An 18,724-nucleotide genomic window follows, 5' to 3' on the forward strand; every position below is an offset into this window, starting at 1 on the left:
CGCGGCGCTGTTCTTTCGGGTCGAAGTCACACACCTCGGTTGGGGCAACGTTGTGAAGAGACGATCGAGTCTGGTGGTGTTCTCTGCCATCACCACACTGCTGATCGCACCCGCCACGGCACAGGCGCAGGGCGAACCGCTCGCGCAGCCGGTCAAGGGTGCGCACGGGTTGGACGCGAAAGCGTTGCACCTCAAGGTTTCCCCCAGGCTGAACTCCAGCGGCACGGTCACCGCGTTCGTCGCGCTCGACCGCAAGCCGGCCGTCGACGCGTTCGACGAGAAGCGCAGCCAGGGCAAAGAGGTCGCGAAGCAGGCCGCCAAGCAGGCGCGCAACGACGTGTCCGCCACCGCGGACCAGGTCGTCGGCCAGCTCAGGAGCGCCGACACCAGGACCAAGGAGCTGTACCGCACCTCCAACGGCGTCCCCGGCGTCGTCGTGAAGGCGGACGCGCAGAAGGTTCGTGAGCTCGCGCAGCGCCAGGACGTTCTCGCGGTCTACCCGGTCGTGCCGAAGAAGCGCCAGAACTCGAACGCCGTCCAGCTCACCAGGACGCTCAACGTCTGGCAGCAGTACGGCAAGCTCGGCGACGACATCCGGGTCGGCATCATCGACACCGGTGTCGACTACACGCACGCGAACTTCGGTGGCCCCGGCACGGTCGAGGCGTTCCGCGCCGTCGACCCGCGCGCCGCCGACCCGAACTTCCCGACCGCGAAGGTCGTCGGCGGGTACGACTTCGTGGGCGAGGAGTACGACGGCTCCAGCGAGGACCCGGCGCTCAACACGCCGAAGCCGGACCCGAACCCCCTCGACTGCAACGGCCACGGCTCGCACGTCGCCGGCACCACGGCCGGCTTCGGCGAGAACGCCGACGGCAGCACGTTCCAGGGCGACTACACGAAGCTCGACGCCGCGAAGCTCAACGAGATGAAGATCGGCCCCGGCACCGCGCCGAAGGCCCTGATCTACGCGCTCAAGGTCTTCGGCTGCGACGGCTCGACCAACGTCACCTCGCAGGCGCTCGACTGGTCGCTCGACCCCGACGGCGACGGCGACTTCTCCGACCACCTCGACGTGGTCAACCTGTCGCTCGGCTCCGACTACGGCGCCCCGGACGACCCCGACAGCCTCTTCGTCAAGAAGCTGTACCAGGTCGGCGTCCTGCCGGTCTTCTCGGCGGGCAACGGCGGCGACCTCTACGACATCGGCGGCTCGCCGGGCAACACGCCCGAGGCGCTGACCGTCGCGTCCGTGCGCGACTCCTACGTGCTGCGTGACGGCGCCGAGGTGGCGGGCCAGGGCCTGAAGCCCGGTCAGTACAGCCAGAACTTCACCGGCTACCTCGGCTACCGCAAGACCCTGCCGGTCGTGAAGCTGACGCAGGCGGGCAACCTCGACGGCTGTCAGGCGATCACCGACGCGGTCGCGGGCAAGTTCGTCTGGCTGGAGTGGGACGACAACGACGCCACGCGCCGCTGTGGTTCCGGCGTCCGGGCCAACAACGTGCAGGCGGCGGGCGGCCAGGGCGTGCTGCTGTCGTCCACGCTGAACAACTTCGCGGCGGGCATCGCGGGCAACGCGGCCATCCCGATGTTCCAGTTCACCGGTGATGCCACCGCCCAGGTGCGCCCGGCGCTGGACGCGGGCACGCTGACCGTCACCCTCGCGGGCGACCTGCGGACCTCGACGCCGACGTACGACCAGTCCATTTCGGACACCCCGAGCGCGTTCACCAGCCGTGGCACGCGTGGCCAGTCCATCAAGCCGGACGTCGCGGCCCCCGGTGACACGATCTCGTCGACCGCCGTCGGTTCCGGCAACGACCGCTCGGTGATCTCCGGTACGTCGATGGCGGCCCCGCACGTGGCCGGCATCGCCGCCCTGGTCCGCCAGACGCACCCGGACTGGACGCTGGAAGAGGTCAAGGCCTCGATCATGAACACCGCCGGTGCGGACGTGCAGGAGGACGGCAAGACCTTCGCGCCCAACCGGGTCGGCACCGGCCGCGTCGACGGCAAGTCCGCGATCGACAACCAGGTGCTCGCCTACGTCGAGGACGACAACGGCTACGTCAGCGCGAACTTCGGCGTCGTCGAGGTCTCGAAGCCGGTCTCGAAGACCAAGACGATCAAGATCGTCAACAAGTCGACGAAGGCCGTCGAGTACCAGCTGGGCTACACCGCCGCCACCACGATCCCCGGTGTGAGCTACGTGCTCTCGCAGGACAAGGTGAGGCTGAGCCCGCGCGGCGTCGCCCGCGTCAAGGTGACGCTGAAGATCGACGACCCGAAGGCGTTGCGCAAGACGGTCGACTCGACCGTTGCTCCGACGCACCTCGACGTGCCGCGCCAGTTCATCGCGGACGCCTCCGGTCGCGTGACCCTCACGCCGACCGCCGGTGCCACGGTGCCGCTGCGCCTGTCGGTCTACTCGGCGCCGAAGCCGGTCGCGGACATCACCACCGCGTCCGCGCTGAAGTTCCGGGGCAACGACAAGCAGGCCGTGCTGAACCTGACCGGCCGTGGCGTCGACCAGGGCACGGGCTCGCAGGCCTACCGCTCGCTGATCAGCGTCCTCGAGCTGCAGGCCCGGTCGCCGAAGCTGCGCGACTGCCGCCGCAACGTCACCGAGAACTGCGCGCTCAACGACACCGCCAAGGGCGGCGACCTGCGCTACGTCGGCGCGGCCTCCACGGCCCCGCTCGCCAAGGCCCAGGGCAGGCCCGAGGAGTCGTTGCTCGCGTTCGGTGTCGCGACGTGGGGCAACTGGTACAACCTCGGCGTCAACACGATCCCGTTCGTCGACATCGACACCAACGGCGACGGCACGGCGGACTTCGAGACGTACGCGAGCCGCCTCACCGACACCGACCTGCTGGTCGCGACCACGGTCGACCTCAGGACGGGTGACACGGTCGACATCCAGGGCGTCAACGGCCTGTTCGGCGACGTCGACGCGAACGTGTCCGACACCAACGTCGTGGTCCTGCCGGTGCTGTTGACGGCACTGGGCATCGACCCGGCGAAGGACACCTCGCGCATCACCTACACCGTCGGCACCGCGGGTTACTACCCGGCGCCGGGCAACGCGAACAAGCTGACCGACGTCATCGACCGCCGGCTGTCCTATGACCCGCTCAAGCCGGGCCTGTGGGCGCAGGGCGGCGGCGACGCGGCGCTGTCGTACCTCGCGAAGCCGGGCACGGCGCTCGTGGTCAACAAGGACGACGCGGCACTGAAGGCCGACAAGTCCGAGGGCCTGCTGGTCCTCAACCACCACAACGCCGACGGCGATCGCGCCACGGTCGTCACGGTCCGCTCTTCCGGCCGGGCCTCAGCCCACTAACCCACCCTCTCCTCCGACGTTTCCTGACGTCACGCGGGGGCCCCGCGTTACCCCAGAGGTAACGCGGGGCCCCCGCGTTCCTTTTTGTGAGCAGGGGGTGTCACCCCTTGACGGGACAGCGGTACTGCTGTCGAGTGACACTCGAAAGTCGGGAATGGGCCGTGTGGGTGTCCCGCAGTACGGGAGAGATAACCCCTAAGGGGTGTCCGGCATGCGGCGAGTGGCCGCGATGCCGGTAGCCTTTCGCAAAGGAAAGTAGTCCCACCAATTGGGGACTGACACCTGGGAGGTGTGTGGATGCGGCTCGCAGTGATCCCAGGAGACGGGATCGGGCCCGAGGTCATCGCTGAGGCCCTGAAGGTCCTCAACGAGGTCGTTCCGGCGGCCGAGATCACTCGTTACGACCTCGGCGCGGCGCGCTGGCACGCCACGGGAGAGTTGTTGCCCGAGTCGGTGCTCGGTGAGCTTCGCCAGCACGACGCGATTCTGCTCGGCGCGGTGGGCGACCCGTCGGTGCCGAGCGGAATTCTGGAGCGAGGGCTGCTGCTGCGGCTGCGCTTCGAACTCGACCACCACGTGAACCTCCGCCCGGCTCGTCTCTACCCCGGTGTCCGCAGCCCGCTCGCGGACCCGCCGGAGATCGACATGGTGGTGGTCCGCGAGGGCACCGAGGGCCCGTACGCGGGCAACGGCGGTCTGTTGCGCAAGGACACGCCGCACGAGATCGCCACCGAAGTCTCGCTGAACACCTCGTTCGGCGTCGAGCGCGTGGTCCGGGACGCCTTCGCGCGTGCGTCGGCCCGTCCGCGCCGGCACCTGACGCTGGTGCACAAGACGAACGTCCTCACGCACGCCGGCTCGTTGTGGTCGCGCGTCGTCGAGGAGGTCTCGTTGCAGCACCCGGACGTCACCGTGGCCTACCAGCACGTGGACGCGGCGACCATCCACCTGGTCACCGATCCGGGCCGCTACGACGTGATCGTGACGGACAACCTGTTCGGCGACATCCTGACCGACCTCGCCGCCGCCGTCACGGGCGGCATCGGCCTGGCCGCGTCGGGGAACATGGACGTGACCCGTCGCAACCCCTCGATGTTCGAGCCGGTGCACGGTTCGGCTCCGGACATCGCGGGCCAGGGCATCGCCGACCCGACGGCCGCCGTGCTGTCGGTCGCGTTGCTGCTCGACCACCTCGGTGAGCACGAGTCGGCGCGCCGGATCGAGGCCTCCGTGGCGTTCGACCTGGCGACCCGCGACCACCAGTCGCCGGGCGCGACCTACGCGATCGGTGACAGGCTCGCGGCTCTCGTGTCGTCGAACGTGCGCACGGGCTGAGTTTCTCTGCCAGACGTTTTGAAGCCCGGCCGGAAGATCCCGGCCGGGCTTCGGCGTTCCGGCGCCGATCAGAGCTGGCCGGTGGCCTCACGCCACGCGCGCTCCTTCTGGATCCACTCGTTGTCCTGCGGGAACTCGTCGATCGTCGGCACCCGGCGGATCTCGGTCTTGAAGCCGGGACCGGTCATCGGGGCACGCTTGGCCCACTCCACCGCCTCCTCGATCGAGGCGACGTTGATGATGTAGAAGCCGTTGAACAGCTCCTTGGTCTCGCCGTACGGCCCGTCCGTGACGACCGGGGGCTCGGAGGCGAAGTCGACGATGACGCCCTCGGACGGGTCCGCGAGGCCCTCGGCGGCCAGTAGCACGCCGGCGCGGATCATCTCCTCGTTGTACCGGCCGACCGTCTCCAGCATCTTGTCGAAGTCGAACTCGCCCATGTTCGCGAAGGCCTCGTCGGTGGCGCGCCAGATCATCATGAACTTCACGGTGTGTCTCCCTGTTCTCGTCCTGCTCGCTGACACCCACAGGTCGAACGGGCCGCACACCGGATCGACATCACACCCAGAAGATTTTCGGATTTTCTGTTTTCGCAGGTAGGGTCACCGAAGTCGTGCGTGGGGGAAGTCCGGTCGAAGTCCGGCGCTGACCCGCAACGGTAGGTCCCCGACCAGGGACGAGCCCGAACACCCGCTCACGGTGGACCGAGGAACCAACTCCTGCCGTGGACTGCGGGAAGGGCATCAGTGATCTTCAGGATCAGCGCGCTCGTCGGCGTGCTCGCCGTGAGCATCGTCGCGGGCGTCGCGCTCGGCCCCGTCTCCGTTCCGTTCGACGTCACCGTCGAACTGCTCTGGGAGGCGATCACCGGCGGCACGGTTCCCGCCGGCCTCGCCGGGCAGTACCACATCGTCTGGGACATCCGGCTGCCCCGAGTCCTGCTGGCCGCCGTCGTCGGCGCGGGGCTCAGCGCCGTCGGCGTGGCGATCCAGGCGATGGTCCGCAACGCACTGGCCGACCCGTACGTCCTCGGCATCTCGTCGGGCGCGAGCGTCGGCGCGACGGCCGTGGCGACGCTGGGCATCCTGTCCGAGCTCGGCGTCTTCGCGCTCTCGACCGGTGCCTTCCTGACCGGCCTCGGTGCCACCGCGCTGGTCTACATCACCGCGCGGACGAGCCGGGGGCTGACTCCGTTGCGGCTGGTGCTCACCGGGACGGCGCTGGCGTACGGGTTCTCGGCCGTGGCGATGCTGCTGGTGTTCCAGGCACCGCGCGGTGAGGCGGCGCGGGCGGCGATGTTCTGGTTGCTCGGCAGCCTCGGCGGGGCGAACTGGCAGTCGTTGCCCGTCGCCACCGTCGTGACCGCGGCCGGCATCGTCTACCTGACCACCAGGGCGCGTCAGCTCAACGCGATGGCGATGGGCGACGAGACCGCGACGACCCTCGGCGTGGCGGTCAACCGGTTCCGCACGCACCTGTTCATCGTCACCGCGGCCATGACCGGCGTGCTGGTGGCGGTCAGCGGCGCCGTCGGCTTCGTCGGGCTGATGCTGCCGCACCTCACACGCATGGTCGTGGGTGCCGACCACCGCAAGGTCCTCGCCCTGGCACCGCTCGCCGGCGCTTCGTTCCTCGTCTGGGTGGACGTGGCCGCGCGGATGCTCGCCGCACCGGAAGAGCTGCCGCTCGGCGTCATCACGGCCGCGCTCGGCGTGCCGTGCTTCATCTTCCTGATGCGTCGCAGGTCCTACGTCTTCGGAGGCCGCTGATGCGCGTCGAGCTCACCGGGGTCACCGTCCGGGACATCGTCTCCGGCATCACGCTGCACGCCTCGAACGAGGTGGTCGGCATCGTCGGCCCGAACGGCAGCGGCAAGTCGACGACGTTGCGCTGCGTCTACCGCGCTCTGAAACCGGACGCGGGCACCGTCCTGCTCGACGGCGAGAGCGTCCACAAGCGACACGACGTCGCCCGCGACCTCGCCGCGCTGACCCAGGAGTCGCAGGTCGAGTTCGACTTCACGGTAGCCGAGGTCGTGGAGATGGGCAGGCTGCCGCACGACCGGGACCCCGCGCGGGACGCGCGCGTGGTGTCCGACGCACTGGCCACAGTGGACGTCGCGCACCTCGCGTCCCGCAGCTTCCTCAGCCTCTCCGGCGGTGAACGCCAGCGCGTCCTGATCGCACGCGCGATCGCCCAGCAACCGCGCGTGCTCGTCCTGGACGAGCCGACCAACCACCTCGACATCCGCCACCAGCTCGACGTCCTGGCCCTGGCGCGCGGACTCGGCGTCACGATCATCACCGTCCTGCACGACCTGAACCTCGCCGCGTCCTACTGCGACCGTCTCTACGTCCTCGACGAGGGCCGCATCGTCGCGTCCGGCACGCCGGAGGAAGTCCTCGTGCCCGAGCTCATCGCCAAGGTCTTCCACGTCACCGCACACGTGGTCGCCCACCCCACCACGGGAGTCCCACAGCTCCTGTTCGACCAGGAGGACATCTCTTGAGAACCGTCGTCTGCGCCGCCCTGCTCCTGCTCTCCGGCTGCGGCGCCACGGTCGCGCAGGACGCCTCCGCGTCCGACCCGGTGACCGTCACGAACTGCGGTCAGCAGGTCACGTTCGACAAGGTGCCGTCCAAAGTGGTCACCAACGACACCGGCATCACCGAGCTGATGTTCGCGCTGGGCCTCAAGGACCGCATGGCCGGTTACGTCGTCGACGGCGACAACACGGCCGACCTCCGGACCTCGCCGTGGAAGGCGGACTTCGACAGCACCCGCAAGCTCGCCGACAAGATCTCCAAGGAGGTCGTGCAGGGCGCGAACGCGGACCTCGTGTTCGCCGGCTGGAACTACGGCTTCAGCGAGAGCACCGGCTTCACCCCGGACTCGCTGAAGCAGCTCGGCATCGGCACCTACCACCTCACCGAGGCGTGCCGGAACGGCGTCGGCAAGCAGCGCGGCATCATGCCGGCCCTCGAGGCGCTGTACACGGACCTGCGCAACCTCGGGAAGATCTTCCGCGTCGAGGCCAGGGCCGAGGAACTGATCAAGGGGTACGAGCGGCAGATCGAGAACGCGGGCAAGCTGATGGCCGGCAGGCCGCGCCCGAAGGTCTTCCTCTACGACAGCGGCCAGGACCAGCCCTTCACGTCCGGCCGGAACGCGGCGCCGCAGGACGTGATCTCGAAGGCCGGTGGCGACAACATCTTCGGCGACCTCAACGACAGCTGGACCACGGTCAACTGGGAGACCGTCGTGCAGCGCAACCCCGACGTCGTGCTGATCGTCGACTACGCGGACGGCGAGGCGAACACGCCCGCGCAGAAGCAGGCGTTCCTGGAGGGCTTCGCGCCGCTCGCGAACTCGCCGGCGATCAGGAACAAGCGGTTCTACTCACTGCCGTACGCGGCGCTGGTGGAGTCGCCGCGCAACCCGGCGTCCATCGAGGCCTTCGCGAAGTACCTGGCACAGGCGTGACTGTCACAAGCATGAACGGGTGACCAGATAGTGGGAGATTTCCTCCCGTCGCTTGGTACGCCGTGCTGAGCTGTGGCAGCATCCCCGTCATGGCTCAGCACACCGCCATCATTATTGACGAGCGCGTCGGGTAGTTGCCGCCCCAGGCACCCGACGCGCAGACCTCTCGCATCCCGCGGGGGGTCTTTTTGTTTGCCCGGATGAGGAGATGACCCCGATGGCCGGCCCGACCGACGAGTTCCACGTCTACGACACGACGCTGCGCGACGGCGCACAACGTGAGGGCATCTCGTACTCCGTCACGGACAAGCTCGCGGTAGCGCGGCTGCTGGACGGGCTCGGCGTCGGGTTCATCGAGGGCGGCTGGCCCGGCGCCATGCCCAAGGACACGGAGTTCTTCGCGCGTGCGGCGGCCGGCGACCTGGAACTCAAGCACGCCAAGCTCGTCGCGTTCGGAGCGACGCGCAAGGCAGGGGTCAGGGTCGAGGAAGACCCGCAGGTCAAGGCACTTCTCGACGCCCAGGCGCCGGTGATCACGCTGGTGGCCAAGTCGGACCTGCGCCACATCGAACGCGCACTGCGCACGGACACCGAAGAGAACCTGAAGATGGTGCGCGACACCGTCCGGTTCCTCAAGGACCACGGCAGGCGCGTCTTCCTCGACGCCGAGCACTTCTTCGACGGCTACGCCTTCTCGCCGGACACCAGCCTGAGGGTGCTGGAGTCCGCTGTGGAGGGTGGCGCGGACGTCGTCGTGCTGTGCGACACGAACGGCGGACAGCTCCCCCTGGGACTCGCCGAGACGGTCGCGGAGGTCGTCGAGAAGACGGGCTTCCGAGTAGGCATCCACTGCCAGGACGACACGTCCTGCGCGGTGGCGAACACCATCGCGGCCGTCCAGGCGGGCGCGACGCACGTTCAGTGCACCGCCAATGGTTATGGCGAGCGAGCAGGCAACGCGGACCTGTTCGCCGTCGTGGGAAACCTCGTGACCAAGCTCGGCATGGAGGTGCTCCCGACCGGGGCACTGGCCGAGCTCACCCGTGTCTCCCATGCGTTGGCCGAGATCGCGAACATCGCACCCGACACCCACCAGGCCTACGTCGGGTCGTCAGCATTCGCTCACAAGGCGGGTCTGCACGCGAGCGCGATCAAGGTGGATCCGGAGCTGTACAACCACATCGATCCGGACACCGTCGGCAACGACATGCGGGTGCTGGTCACCGAGATGGCCGGTCGGGCGAGTATCGAGCTCAAGGGACGTGAGTTCGGACTCGACCTGGCCGGCCGGGGGACCGAAGTCGGCAGTGCGCTGAAGCGCGTGAAGGAACTGGAGGCGAAGGGCTGGTCGTTCGAGGCCGCCGACGCCTCCATGGAACTGCTGCTGCGCTCCGAGCTGTCCCAACTGGACACTCCGCCGTTCACGCTGGAGTCCTACCGGGTCGTGCTGGACCACCGCTCGGACGGCGAGATCGTGTCCGAGGCCACGGTCAAGGTGCACGTGGCGGGGGAACGAGTCATCGCGACCGCCGAGGGAAACGGCCCCGTGCACGCGCTGGACGCCGCCCTGCGCAAGGCGTTGCTGCCACACCTGTCCTGGTTGGACACCGTGGAGCTGGCCGACTACAAGGTGCGCATCCTCACCGAGCACCCCGGCACGGACGCGGTGACGCGCGTTCTGGTGGAGTCGACGGACGGCGAGCGCGAGTGGACCACGGTGGGCGTGCACGGCAACATCGTGGAGGCGAGCTGGCTGGCCCTGTGTGACGCACTAGTGCACAAGGCTGTGTCTGTGCTTGGAACGAGTAACCAGTACTGATGAGGGGCTGCCCCAAGATGCGCCGGGGCGCCAGCGAGTGCCAGCATCGCGGCGTGGGCGCCGAATCTCCCTCGCGGTGCTCCGGTGTGCTTCCAGGGGCTCCGCCGGTGGCCTTTGATGCGCCCCGGCGCTCCTCCGGGTGCAACCCCTCACCAGTACTGCCTACTCGTAAACTGACACAGTGCGTATCGCCCGAATTGCTCACCCGCAAGGCGTGGCCTTCGTCGCCGTTCAAGGCGAAGAAGCCGCGGAAATCGCCGAACACCCCTTCGGCACGCCTACCTTCACCGGTCGGAAGTGGCCGTTGGCCGACGTCAGGCTGTTGGCGCCGATTCTGCCGACCAAGATCATCGGGGTGGGCCGGAACTACGCCGACCACGCCAAGGAGCTCGGCAACGAGGTCCCCGCGGAGCCGTTGCTGTTCTTCAAGCCCAACACGTCGGTGATCGGCCCGAACGTGGAGATCAAGCTACCGGCGGTCTCGGAACGCGTCGACTTCGAGGGCGAGGTCGCTGTCATCATCGGCCAGCCGTGCCGGGACGTGCCGAGGGCCAAGGCCGCGAGTGTGATCATGGGCTACACGATCGCCAACGACGTCACGGCGCGCGACCTGCAGAAGAAGGACGTGCAGTTCACGCGTGCCAAGGGCTTTGACACGTTCTGTCCGTTGGGGCCGTTCATCGAAACCGAGTTCGATGCCTCCGACGTCCGTGTCGTCACCGAGCTCGACGGCGAGGTCAAGCAGGACGGCCGTACTTCGTTGATGGTGCACGACATTCCGTCGCTCGTGGAGTACGTCTCGGGGATCATGACGCTGCTGCCCGGCGACCTGATCCTGACCGGCACCCCGGCCGGCGTCGGGCCGATGGCGGCCGGACAGACCGTCTCCGTGACTGTGGACGGCCTTGGCACGCTCACCAATCCGGTCGCAAATAGGTAGCCGTACGGAGCAATCCGGCGTCCGGTAGCTTACGCACTCGGGTACCCGCGAGTAACTTCCCGGTGTCATGACGGACCAGGCGTCCACCCGTGTGTTGCTGGTCGACGGTTCGCAGCTCATCACCGAGGGGCTGCGGATCTCGCTGCACCGCACGCATTGCTTCCGCGTTGTGGGGATCGCCCACACCGTGGCCGACGCTGCGCGCAGCCTGCGCGGCACGCTGGTGGACCTGGTCGTCACGGACTTCGACGTGCCGGGCGCCGGACCGCTGCGCACCGTGCGCGACACGGCGCAGTACCGGCCGGGCGCCCGCGTCGTCGTGCTGTCCAATGCGGACAGTCCGAGCTGGGCCCGCGCGGCGCTGGACGCCGGCGCGGTGGCCTACCTGCTGAAGACCTCACCGGTGGCCGAGTTGCTGCCGCTGATCGCGGCCGCGGTGCGGGGCGCCCCCGCCACCATCGACGCGCGGGTGGGGTCGCTCGCCCGCCTGCCTGCGCGGATGCCGCCGCCCGCGTCGCTCGGCCAGCTGTCGGCTCGTGAGTTCGACGTGCTGGCCGAGATGGCGAAGGGGATGGACAACGCGCGCATCGCCCAGCGGCTCTTCATCAGCAACGACACCGTGAAGACCCACGTGAAGGCGATCCTGCGCAAGCTGGGCGCACGGGATCGGGCGCACGCCGTGGCGATGGTGCTCGGTGAGTCGTCCGAGGCGTTCGTCACGACCTAGCGATCGTCTGGGGCTTGCGGCGCGCGAACTCGGGGGCGTGCTCCGGGCGTGGGCCGATGGCGACCAGGTAGGCCGGAATCACCTGCAGCGCCGGCAGCTTCCGCGCGATCCTCAGCGGCAGCGGCACGCCGGTGGACGAGACCGTCTCGGTGCTGTTCAGCTTGCGGCCGAGGAACAACCGGTGGATCACCCGCTGCACGGTCTGGATCACCACGGTCGGGAACAGCCTGCGCTCGCGCACCTTCGCGAGCGTCGCGCTGGTGACCCGGCCCTCCCGCAACGGCTTCGCGAGCAGCGTGGCCGCCGCCACCGCGTCCTGCACGGCGAGGTTGATGCCGACGCCGCCGACCGGTGACATCGCGTGTGCCGCGTCACCGATGCACAGCAGCCCGTCGACGTGCCAGCGCCGCAACCGGTCCAGTTTCACGTCGAGCAGCTTCACCTCGTCGAGGTCGGTGAGGTGCTGGACGCGATCCGCGAGCCACGGGACGAGCGTGACGACGCGTTCGCGGAACTTCTCGACGCCCTCCGCGCGCACCGCCTGGTCCGTTCCCTTGCGGATCAGGAAAGCGCACTGGAAGTAGTCACCGCGTGGAATCAGCACCAGCCCACTGCCCGCGCTGAACCTGCCGGCGCCACCCTTGACCGGGTCGCTCTCGTTGCGCGGCAAACGGAACCACCACACGTCCATCGGCGCGCCGAAGCTGTAGACCGGGAGCTCCACGGCCGCGCGCAGGATCGAGCTCCGCCCGTCCGCCGCGACGACGAGGTCCGCGGCGATCTCGCCCTCGTGCCCGTCGGCCCGGTCCCGGTACTTCACGCCCGTGACCCTGTTGCCGTTCCTGGTGATCGCGGTGACCTCGGTGTTCATCCGCAGCGTGAACGTGGGTTCGAGCCTGCCCGCGTCCGCCAGCAGGTCCAGGAAGTCCCACTGCGGCACCATCGCGATGCGCTTGTTCGGCCCGGGAAGCCGGGACAGGTCGGCGATCGCCGCCTTGGCGCCGCCGTCGAGCAGCACCTCGATCTTGTCGAGGTCCTGGTGCGGCACCTGTGCGAACGCCGGTCCGAGCCCCAGCTCGTCCATCAGCGTGAGCGTCGACGCGTGCACCGTGTCGCCGCGGAAGTCGCGCAGGAAGTCGCCGTGCTTCTCCAGCACCGTGACCTCGACGCCGCCGCGGGCCAGCAGCAGCCCCAGCACCATCCCCGCAGGTCCGCCTCCGACGACGAGGCAGGTCGTCCTCTCCATGTCGATCCCCTCTTTTCAACCAGTGTTGAATAAACCCAGCATGCTCCTGATCGTCAGGTCCGTCAAGCGGAGTTCCGGCCCCTCTTCGACTGGGATCCACTGTGGACAGTCTGGTGACCCAGGCCTCGAAAAGGTTGCGACCGGTGTGAAATGTCGCCCTGCGAGCTAAAGTGCCGCGCTCGCGGAGTCGATTGGCGATCCAGTGACGGTTGCGTCGCCGAACAACACTCGACCGGGTGATTGCGCTCGGCGCTCGGCGGAGTCTGACTGGTTCGTTCGGGGCCTCAAGGTCTGCTTGATCGTGCAAGGACCTAGAGGAATCACCTCGTTAGCCGAATCGGACGAGGCCTCAACGCACCTAACCTTCCGGGGTGACAACTGCGTCCCCGACTTTCACGCGTAAGAGAACCGGCGAGATCCGCGCTGTGTGCCTGGACGTCGACGACACACTTGTCGACTACAGCACTTCTTCGCGAGCCGCGTTGGCCTCGATGGTCGGTAACGCCGACGCCTGGTCGTTGTGGCAGCGCATCACCGACGACCACGTCTCCCGCCAGCTCGCCGGCGAGCTCCAGTACGACTCGATGCGCAACATCCGCACCCAGGCCTTCTTCGCCGCACTGGGTGAGGACCTGACGCTGGAGGAAGCCACCCGCCGCGAAGTCGGCCGCCAGGAGGTCCTCACCGCCGGCTGGTGTCTGTTCCCGGACGCCATCCCGATGCTCGACTGGCTGCGCGCCACCGGCCTGCCCATCGCCGCGATCAGCAACGCGTCCGGCCGCCACCAGCGCGTGAAGATCGCCCAGCTCGGCCTCTCCGAGTACTTCGACGCGGTCCTCATCGCCGGCGAAGTGGGCTGCGCCAAGCCGGACCGCGTGATCTTCCACACCGCGTGCCTCGCACTGGGCGTCCCGCCCGGCGACACCGTCCACGTGGGAGATCGCCTGCACGCCGACGCCATCGGCGCCCGCGACGCGGGAATGCACGGCGTCTGGATCAACCGGACAGGCCCGACCGGCGGCTCGCTGCCCGCCGGCCTGTCGTCCATCACGTCGCTCGCGGAACTGCCGGAGCTCCTCGTGTGCGAGCTCTCCACCGCCAGCGCCTGAGACACCCCTCGAACCGGCCTCTACCTGCGCGTTTGCGCGTGGGTGGGGGCCGATTTCACTTCTGGTGGGGGCGTGGTCTAGTATTTCTCACGGCAGCAACGAGGGCCTCGGAACTCCCGCGGGACAACGAAGCCGATCGTGAAAGCCAATGGGGTATGGTGTAATTGGCAGCACGACTGATTCTGGTTCAGTTAGTCTAGGTTCGAGTCCTGGTACCCCAGCTGCAACGGAAGAACTGCCCTCGGGCGGAGATTCCGGAGCAAAGCAAGAAAACGAACTGAATAGCCGGATTTGGACCGGACAGAATGATCTGATAAGGTTCAAGCCAGCAAGAAGTTCTAGGGCCCCGTCGTCTAGCGGCCTAGGACGCCGCCCTCTCAAGGCGGTAGCGAGGGTTCGAATCCCTTCGGGGCTACAGAGGTGGGAGAGGCCTGTCAGCGGAAAGCGCTGACAGGCCTCTTTCGCTTTGTCCTCTGGGGGCCGAGCCCCCAGACCCCCAGCCGGCGGGCTCCGCCCCCGGACCCCCGAGCGGGGTTGCCCATTGTTGCCTGGGGTGGGCTTCGCTTCGCTCGCCTTCGGGGTGGGGGACTTCGCTTCGCTCGTCTCGTGATGGTGGGCACATAAGAATGCGTGCTCGCTTCGCATCGCGGGTTTTTTTTGGAAAGGCTGCTCATTGCATCGCGCGCAGCCGCTGCCGCGTCCACACCCCCCGTCCTCACCCGTATCTCGCTGCGTGTCCCAACTCGCTGCGCACCTTGCGTCCCCGTTGGGCTTCCGCGTGTCGGCTTGGTTGGGGCGGCGTGTCGTGGGTGGAAAGTGGGGCCGGCCGCCCTCCTGGTGTGGAGGGCGGCCGGTTTGGGGTTGGTGCTTTAGAGGCGGCTTTGCAGGGCCTCGGCTGCTGCTAGCAGGTCTGCTGCCCAGCGGGCTCCTGGGCGGCGGCCCATGCGGTCGATCGGGCCTGAGACTGAGACTGCGGCCACTACGGCTCCCGCGGAGTCTCGTACCGGGGCTGAGACTGATGCCACGCCTGGTTCTCGTTCTGCCACGCTTTGTGCCCAGCCTCGGCGGCGGACCTCCAGGAGGGTGCGTTCGCCGTAGACGGCGTCGGCCAGGACCGCGCGTTGGGTGCCTGGGTCCGACCACGCTGCCAGGACCTTGGCGCCTGAGCCCGCCGTCATGGGGAGCCTGGCTCCGATCGGGACTGTGTCCCGCAGGCCCGAGGGGGGTTCTGCTGAGGAGACGCAGACGCGCTGCATGCCGTCGCGGCGGTAGAGCTGCACGCTTTCGCCTGTGATGTCGCGCAGGCGTGGCAGCACCGAGGACGCCGCGTCCAGCAACGGGTCCGTCGCGCCACCGGCCAGTTCGGCCAGAGCCGCGCCGGGGCGCCAGCGGCCGTCCGAGCCGCGGCGCAGCAGCCGGTGCACCTCCAGGCCCACGGCGAGGCGGTGCGCGGTTGCTCGCGGCAGGCCGGTGCGATTGCACAACTCGGCCAGACCGCACGGATCTTTTGCGACGGCGTTCAACACGGCCACTGCCTTGTCCAGCACGCCGATCCCGCTATGCTGTCCCACAAGCCGATACTAACTTCCCAGACAGTGAGAAGTCCAGATCTGTCGGCACGTCCATACTGTGGGAGATGTCGCGATGAGCCGCACGCTCGCGGAGAAGGTGTGGGAGGCACACGTTGTGCGCCACGGAAGTGGTGCGGAGCCGGACCTGCTCTACATCGACCTGCACCTGCTGCACGAAGTCACCAGCCCCCAGGCGTTCGACGGGCTGCGCCTTGCCGGCCGCAGGCTGCGCAGGCCCGATCTCACGATCGCCACTGAGGATCACAACGTCCCGACCGTCGACATCGACAAGCCGATCGCGGATCTGGTGTCGCGCACGCAGGTCGAGACGCTCAGGCGCAACTGCGCGGAGTTCGGGGTGCGGCTGCACCCCATGGGGGACTTCGAGCAGGGCATCGTCCACGTCGTGGGCCCGCAGCTCGGCCTCACGCAGCCCGGCATGACGGTGGTGTGCGGCGATAGTCACACGAGCACGCACGGAGCGTTCGGCGCGCTGGCGTTCGGCATCGGCACGTCCGAGGTCGAGCACGTGATGGCGACGCAGACGTTGCCGTTGCGTCCGTTCAAGACGATGTCCATCACCGTCGACGGCGAGCTCGGCCCCGGCGTGACGGCGAAGGACATCATCCTCGCGGTCATCGCGAAGATCGGAACCGGTGGCGGACAGGGCTATGTGCTCGAGTACCGCGGCTCGGCCATCGAGAACCTTTCGATGGAAGCGCGCATGACCGTCTGCAACATGTCGATCGAAGCGGGTGCGCGCGCCGGCATGATCGCGCCGGACGAGACGACTTTCGAGTACATCAAGGGTCGTCCGCACGCACCGTCCGGCGCGGACTGGGACGCGGCCGTGGAGTACTGGAAGACGCTGCGCACCGACGACGACGCGACTTTCGACGCCGAGGTGCGCATCTCCGCCGACGAGCTCACGCCGTTCGTCACGTGGGGCACCAACCCCGGCCAGGGGCTGCCCCTGAGCGCGACCGTCCCCGACCCCGAGCAGATCGTGGACGAGAACGAGCGCGTGGCCGCCGAGAAGGCGCTGACGTACATGGGCCTCGAGCCCGGCACGCCGCTGCGCGACATCCGCGTGGACACCGTCTTCCTTGGCTCGTGCACCAACGGGCGCATCGAGGACCTGCGCGCCGCGGCGGACGTGCTCAAGGGCAAGCACGTCGCTACTGGAGTACGGATGCTGGTCGTCCCCGGTTCGATGCGGGTGCGCAAGCAGGCCGAGGACGAGGGCCTGGACAAGGTCTTCCTCGACGCGGGCGCCGAGTGGCGGCAGGCCGGCTGCTCGATGTGTCTTGGCATGAACCCGGATCAGCTCGCGCCCGGCGAGCGCAGCGCCTCGACCTCCAACCGCAACTTCGAGGGCAGGCAGGGCAAGGGCGGCAGGACGCACCTCGTGTCACCGCTCGTCGCCGCTGCCACGGCCGTGCGCGGCACCCTGTCGGCCCCCGCAGACCTGGAGAACTGACCATGGATGCCTTCACCACCCACACCGGCGTCGGTGTGCCGCTGCGCAGGTCCAACGTGGACACCGACCAGATCATCCCGGCCGTCTACCTCAAGCGCGTGACCCGCACCGGGTTCGAGGACGGGCTCTTCGCCGCCTGGCGCGGTGACGAGCAGTTCATCCTCAACCAGGAGCCCTACAAGGCGGGCAGCGTCCTGGTCGCCGGCCCCGACTTCGGCACCGGGTCCTCCCGGGAACACGCCGTCTGGGCGTTGATGGACTACGGCTTCCGCGTGGTCGTCTCCTCCCGGTTCGCGGACATCTTCCGGGGCAACTCGGGCAAGCAGGGGCTCGTGGCGGCGCAGTGCAGCCAGTCCGACGTCGAACTGCTGTGGAAGCTGCTCGAGGCCGAACCCGGCACGCCGGTCACCGTCGACCTCACCGACAAGACCGTTCGCGCCAAGGACTTGGTAGCCCCGTTCGAGATCGACGACTACACCCGCTGGCGCCTTCTCGAAGGCCTCGACGACATCGCTTTGACGCTGCGCCACGAGCCCGAGATCAGCGCATTCGAGGGCAGTCGCCAGACTTGGCTGCCTACAACGGATCCGCTTCCGGCGGTCTGAGAGGGGGCCGGATTCTCCCCTTGAGAGGGGCGAATCCGGCGCCCGGAGTCCCTCGAAGGGGCGCAATTAGCCACGCCACAACGAAAAATCTGGCGTGGCGATTGGTATTTCTCGCGTTTTGGGCCTACCGTTGCGTTCTAGTCGGCCCGTCTCTTAGGGCCGTGAGCGTCCTGGGAGGGACTGACGGTGAACAAGGCCCAGCTCATCGAGGCGCTCGCCGAGCGCCTTGGAGACAAGAAGACCGCCGGTGCTGCTGTTGACGGCCTCGTGGACGTGATCGTCCGCAGCGTCAACAAGGGCGAGAAGGTCAACATCACGGGCTTCGGCGTGTTCGAGAAGCGTGCCCGTGCGGCTCGCACCGCGCGCAACCCGCGCACGGGCGAGACCGTGAAGGTCAAGAAGACCAACGTGCCCGCGTTCCGCCCCGGCTCGACGTTCAAGGACGTCATCAGCGGTGCGAAGAAGCTGCCGAAGGCCGTTGCCGCCAAGGCCGCCGCCAAGCCCGCCGCCGCTGCCGCCGCGAAGCCCGCGGCCACCAAGGCTCCGGCGACCAAGGCCGCGACGACCCGCGCGACGACCACGCGTACCCGTACGGCCGCGGCCGCCACCAAGGCGCCCGCGACCCGTCGGACCACCACGGCCGCCGCGACGAAGACCGCTGCTGCCAAGGCGCCCGCGAAGGCGACCGCCACCAAGGCCGCCGCCACCAAGACCGCGGCTGCCAAGGCTCCGGCCAAGCGCACCACGGCTGCTGCCAAGCCGGCCGCTGCCAAGACCGCTGCCGCCAAGCCCGCCGCGAAGACGGCGGCGGCGAAGCCGGCTGCGCGCAAGACGGCTGCCAAGAAGAAGTGAGACGGGCCTCCTGAGGGAGGCTGCGCTACTTCAGCAACTACGCGAAAGGCCCCGGTGTGCGCACACCGGGGCCTTCGTGCTTTTTGGCCGCTGCTCCGCAGACGGCGGCGTTCGCCGGGCCCTTCGTCTTGCGGGATTCGCTTGCGTCAGGGGCTTTCGCAGGCGTGAAAGCGTTATTTCTATTGGAGCGCCAGGCGTTCTCACCCCCGCG

At 68.4% G+C, this 18,724-nt stretch carries 15 protein-coding genes, 2 tRNA genes and 1 riboswitch; of the genes, 14 read left to right on the forward strand and 3 right to left on the reverse strand.

The genetic code is table 11. The features are described from left to right. Positions 1-73 precede the first annotated feature (73 nt). Together ACRSBM_RS04025 and ACRSBM_RS04030 are read left to right on the forward strand one after the other, a co-directional pair. Entirely contained in the window at positions 74-3,346 is a 3,273-nt protein-coding gene (locus tag ACRSBM_RS04025; RefSeq protein WP_434439875.1) for a S8 family serine peptidase, read from the forward strand. A gap of 297 nt (positions 3,347-3,643) precedes the next feature. After that, positions 3,644-4,681, forward strand: coding sequence for a 3-isopropylmalate dehydrogenase (locus tag ACRSBM_RS04030; protein WP_434439877.1), 1,038 nt, complete (start codon positions 3,644-3,646; stop codon positions 4,679-4,681). A gap of 68 nt (positions 4,682-4,749) precedes the next feature. Here the strand turns inward: ACRSBM_RS04030 and ACRSBM_RS04035 are convergent, their stop codons facing one another. After that, complete coding sequence (locus tag ACRSBM_RS04035) at positions 4,750-5,169, reverse strand: YciI family protein (RefSeq protein WP_434439879.1); 420 nt, start codon at positions 5,167-5,169, stop codon at positions 4,750-4,752. 94 nt (positions 5,170-5,263) lie between these two features. Continuing rightward, a riboswitch (cobalamin riboswitch) is annotated at positions 5,264-5,391 on the forward strand. Positions 5,392-5,427: 36 nt separating this feature from the next. Between ACRSBM_RS04035 and ACRSBM_RS04040 the strand changes: the two genes are divergently transcribed. From ACRSBM_RS04040 to ACRSBM_RS04065, 6 genes are all read left to right on the forward strand, one after another. Continuing rightward, positions 5,428-6,450, forward strand: coding sequence for a FecCD family ABC transporter permease (locus ACRSBM_RS04040; protein WP_434439881.1), 1,023 nt, complete (start codon positions 5,428-5,430; stop codon positions 6,448-6,450). Next, a complete protein-coding gene (locus tag ACRSBM_RS04045) occupies positions 6,450-7,190 on the forward strand; it encodes an ABC transporter ATP-binding protein (protein WP_434439882.1) in 741 nt (246 codons plus the stop codon). Before ACRSBM_RS04040 ends, ACRSBM_RS04045 begins: the two co-directional genes overlap by 1 nt. Continuing rightward, positions 7,187-8,164 carry an ABC transporter substrate-binding protein gene (locus tag ACRSBM_RS04050; protein WP_434439883.1) on the forward strand — a complete coding sequence of 326 codons (978 nt, stop codon included), beginning with the start codon at positions 7,187-7,189 and terminating at the stop codon, positions 8,162-8,164. Before ACRSBM_RS04045 ends, ACRSBM_RS04050 begins: the two co-directional genes overlap by 4 nt. 217 nt (positions 8,165-8,381) lie before the next feature. Beyond that, positions 8,382-9,983, forward strand: coding sequence for a citramalate synthase (cimA, locus tag ACRSBM_RS04055; protein WP_434439885.1), 1,602 nt, complete (start codon positions 8,382-8,384; stop codon positions 9,981-9,983). Between the two features lie 181 nt (positions 9,984-10,164). Continuing rightward, a complete protein-coding gene (locus tag ACRSBM_RS04060; protein ID WP_434439887.1) occupies positions 10,165-10,923 on the forward strand; it encodes a fumarylacetoacetate hydrolase family protein in 759 nt (252 codons plus the stop codon). 67 nt (positions 10,924-10,990) lie between these two features. Beyond that, the gene (locus tag ACRSBM_RS04065; RefSeq protein ID WP_434439889.1) at positions 10,991-11,650 is read left to right on the forward strand and encodes a LuxR C-terminal-related transcriptional regulator; all 660 of its coding nucleotides are present in this window, start codon (positions 10,991-10,993) and stop codon (positions 11,648-11,650) included. Here the strand turns inward: ACRSBM_RS04065 and ACRSBM_RS04070 are convergent. Further along, on the reverse strand, positions 11,640-12,896 hold the full coding sequence (locus tag ACRSBM_RS04070) for an FAD-dependent oxidoreductase (protein WP_434439891.1): 1,257 nt from the start codon (positions 12,894-12,896) through the stop codon (positions 11,640-11,642). The two genes, ACRSBM_RS04065 and ACRSBM_RS04070, sit on opposite strands and share 11 nt — an antisense overlap. A 371-nt stretch (positions 12,897-13,267) precedes the next feature. On the opposite strand from ACRSBM_RS04070, the gene ACRSBM_RS04075 reads away from it, so the two are divergent. The 3 genes from ACRSBM_RS04075 to ACRSBM_RS04085 all read left to right on the forward strand — a co-directional run bounded on the left by ACRSBM_RS04075 (position 13,268) and on the right by ACRSBM_RS04085 (position 14,420). Next, positions 13,268-14,005, forward strand: a complete 738-nt coding sequence (locus ACRSBM_RS04075) for an HAD family hydrolase (RefSeq protein ID WP_434439893.1) — start codon at positions 13,268-13,270, stop codon at positions 14,003-14,005. 149 nt (positions 14,006-14,154) lie between these two features. Then, positions 14,155-14,226 (forward strand) — tRNA-Gln (locus tag ACRSBM_RS04080). A 121-nt stretch (positions 14,227-14,347) separates the two neighbouring features. Then, positions 14,348-14,420: transfer RNA gene (locus ACRSBM_RS04085), tRNA-Glu, on the forward strand. A 454-nt stretch (positions 14,421-14,874) separates the two neighbouring features. Here ACRSBM_RS04085 and ACRSBM_RS04090 read toward each other — a convergent pair. Then, positions 14,875-15,576, reverse strand: a complete 702-nt coding sequence (locus ACRSBM_RS04090) for an IclR family transcriptional regulator (RefSeq protein ID WP_176929766.1) — start codon at positions 15,574-15,576, stop codon at positions 14,875-14,877. Between the two features lie 73 nt (positions 15,577-15,649). Between ACRSBM_RS04090 and leuC the strand changes: the two genes are divergently transcribed. The 3 genes from leuC (at position 15,650) to ACRSBM_RS04105 (ending at position 18,513) form a co-directional block, all read left to right on the forward strand. Then, complete coding sequence (gene leuC / locus ACRSBM_RS04095) at positions 15,650-17,056, forward strand: 3-isopropylmalate dehydratase large subunit (protein WP_434439895.1); 1,407 nt, start codon at positions 15,650-15,652, stop codon at positions 17,054-17,056. Between the two features lie 2 nt (positions 17,057-17,058). Beyond that, positions 17,059-17,661 carry a 3-isopropylmalate dehydratase small subunit gene (leuD, locus tag ACRSBM_RS04100; RefSeq protein WP_434439897.1) on the forward strand — a complete coding sequence of 201 codons (603 nt, stop codon included), beginning with the start codon at positions 17,059-17,061 and terminating at the stop codon, positions 17,659-17,661. Between the two features lie 186 nt (positions 17,662-17,847). Beyond that, entirely contained in the window at positions 17,848-18,513 is a 666-nt protein-coding gene (locus ACRSBM_RS04105) for an HU family DNA-binding protein (protein WP_434439899.1), read from the forward strand. The last annotated feature ends 211 nt before the right edge of the window (positions 18,514-18,724 follow it).

Source organism: Lentzea xerophila (genome assembly GCF_051094245.1).
Lineage (GTDB): Bacteria > Actinomycetota > Actinomycetes > Mycobacteriales > Pseudonocardiaceae > Lentzea > Lentzea xerophila.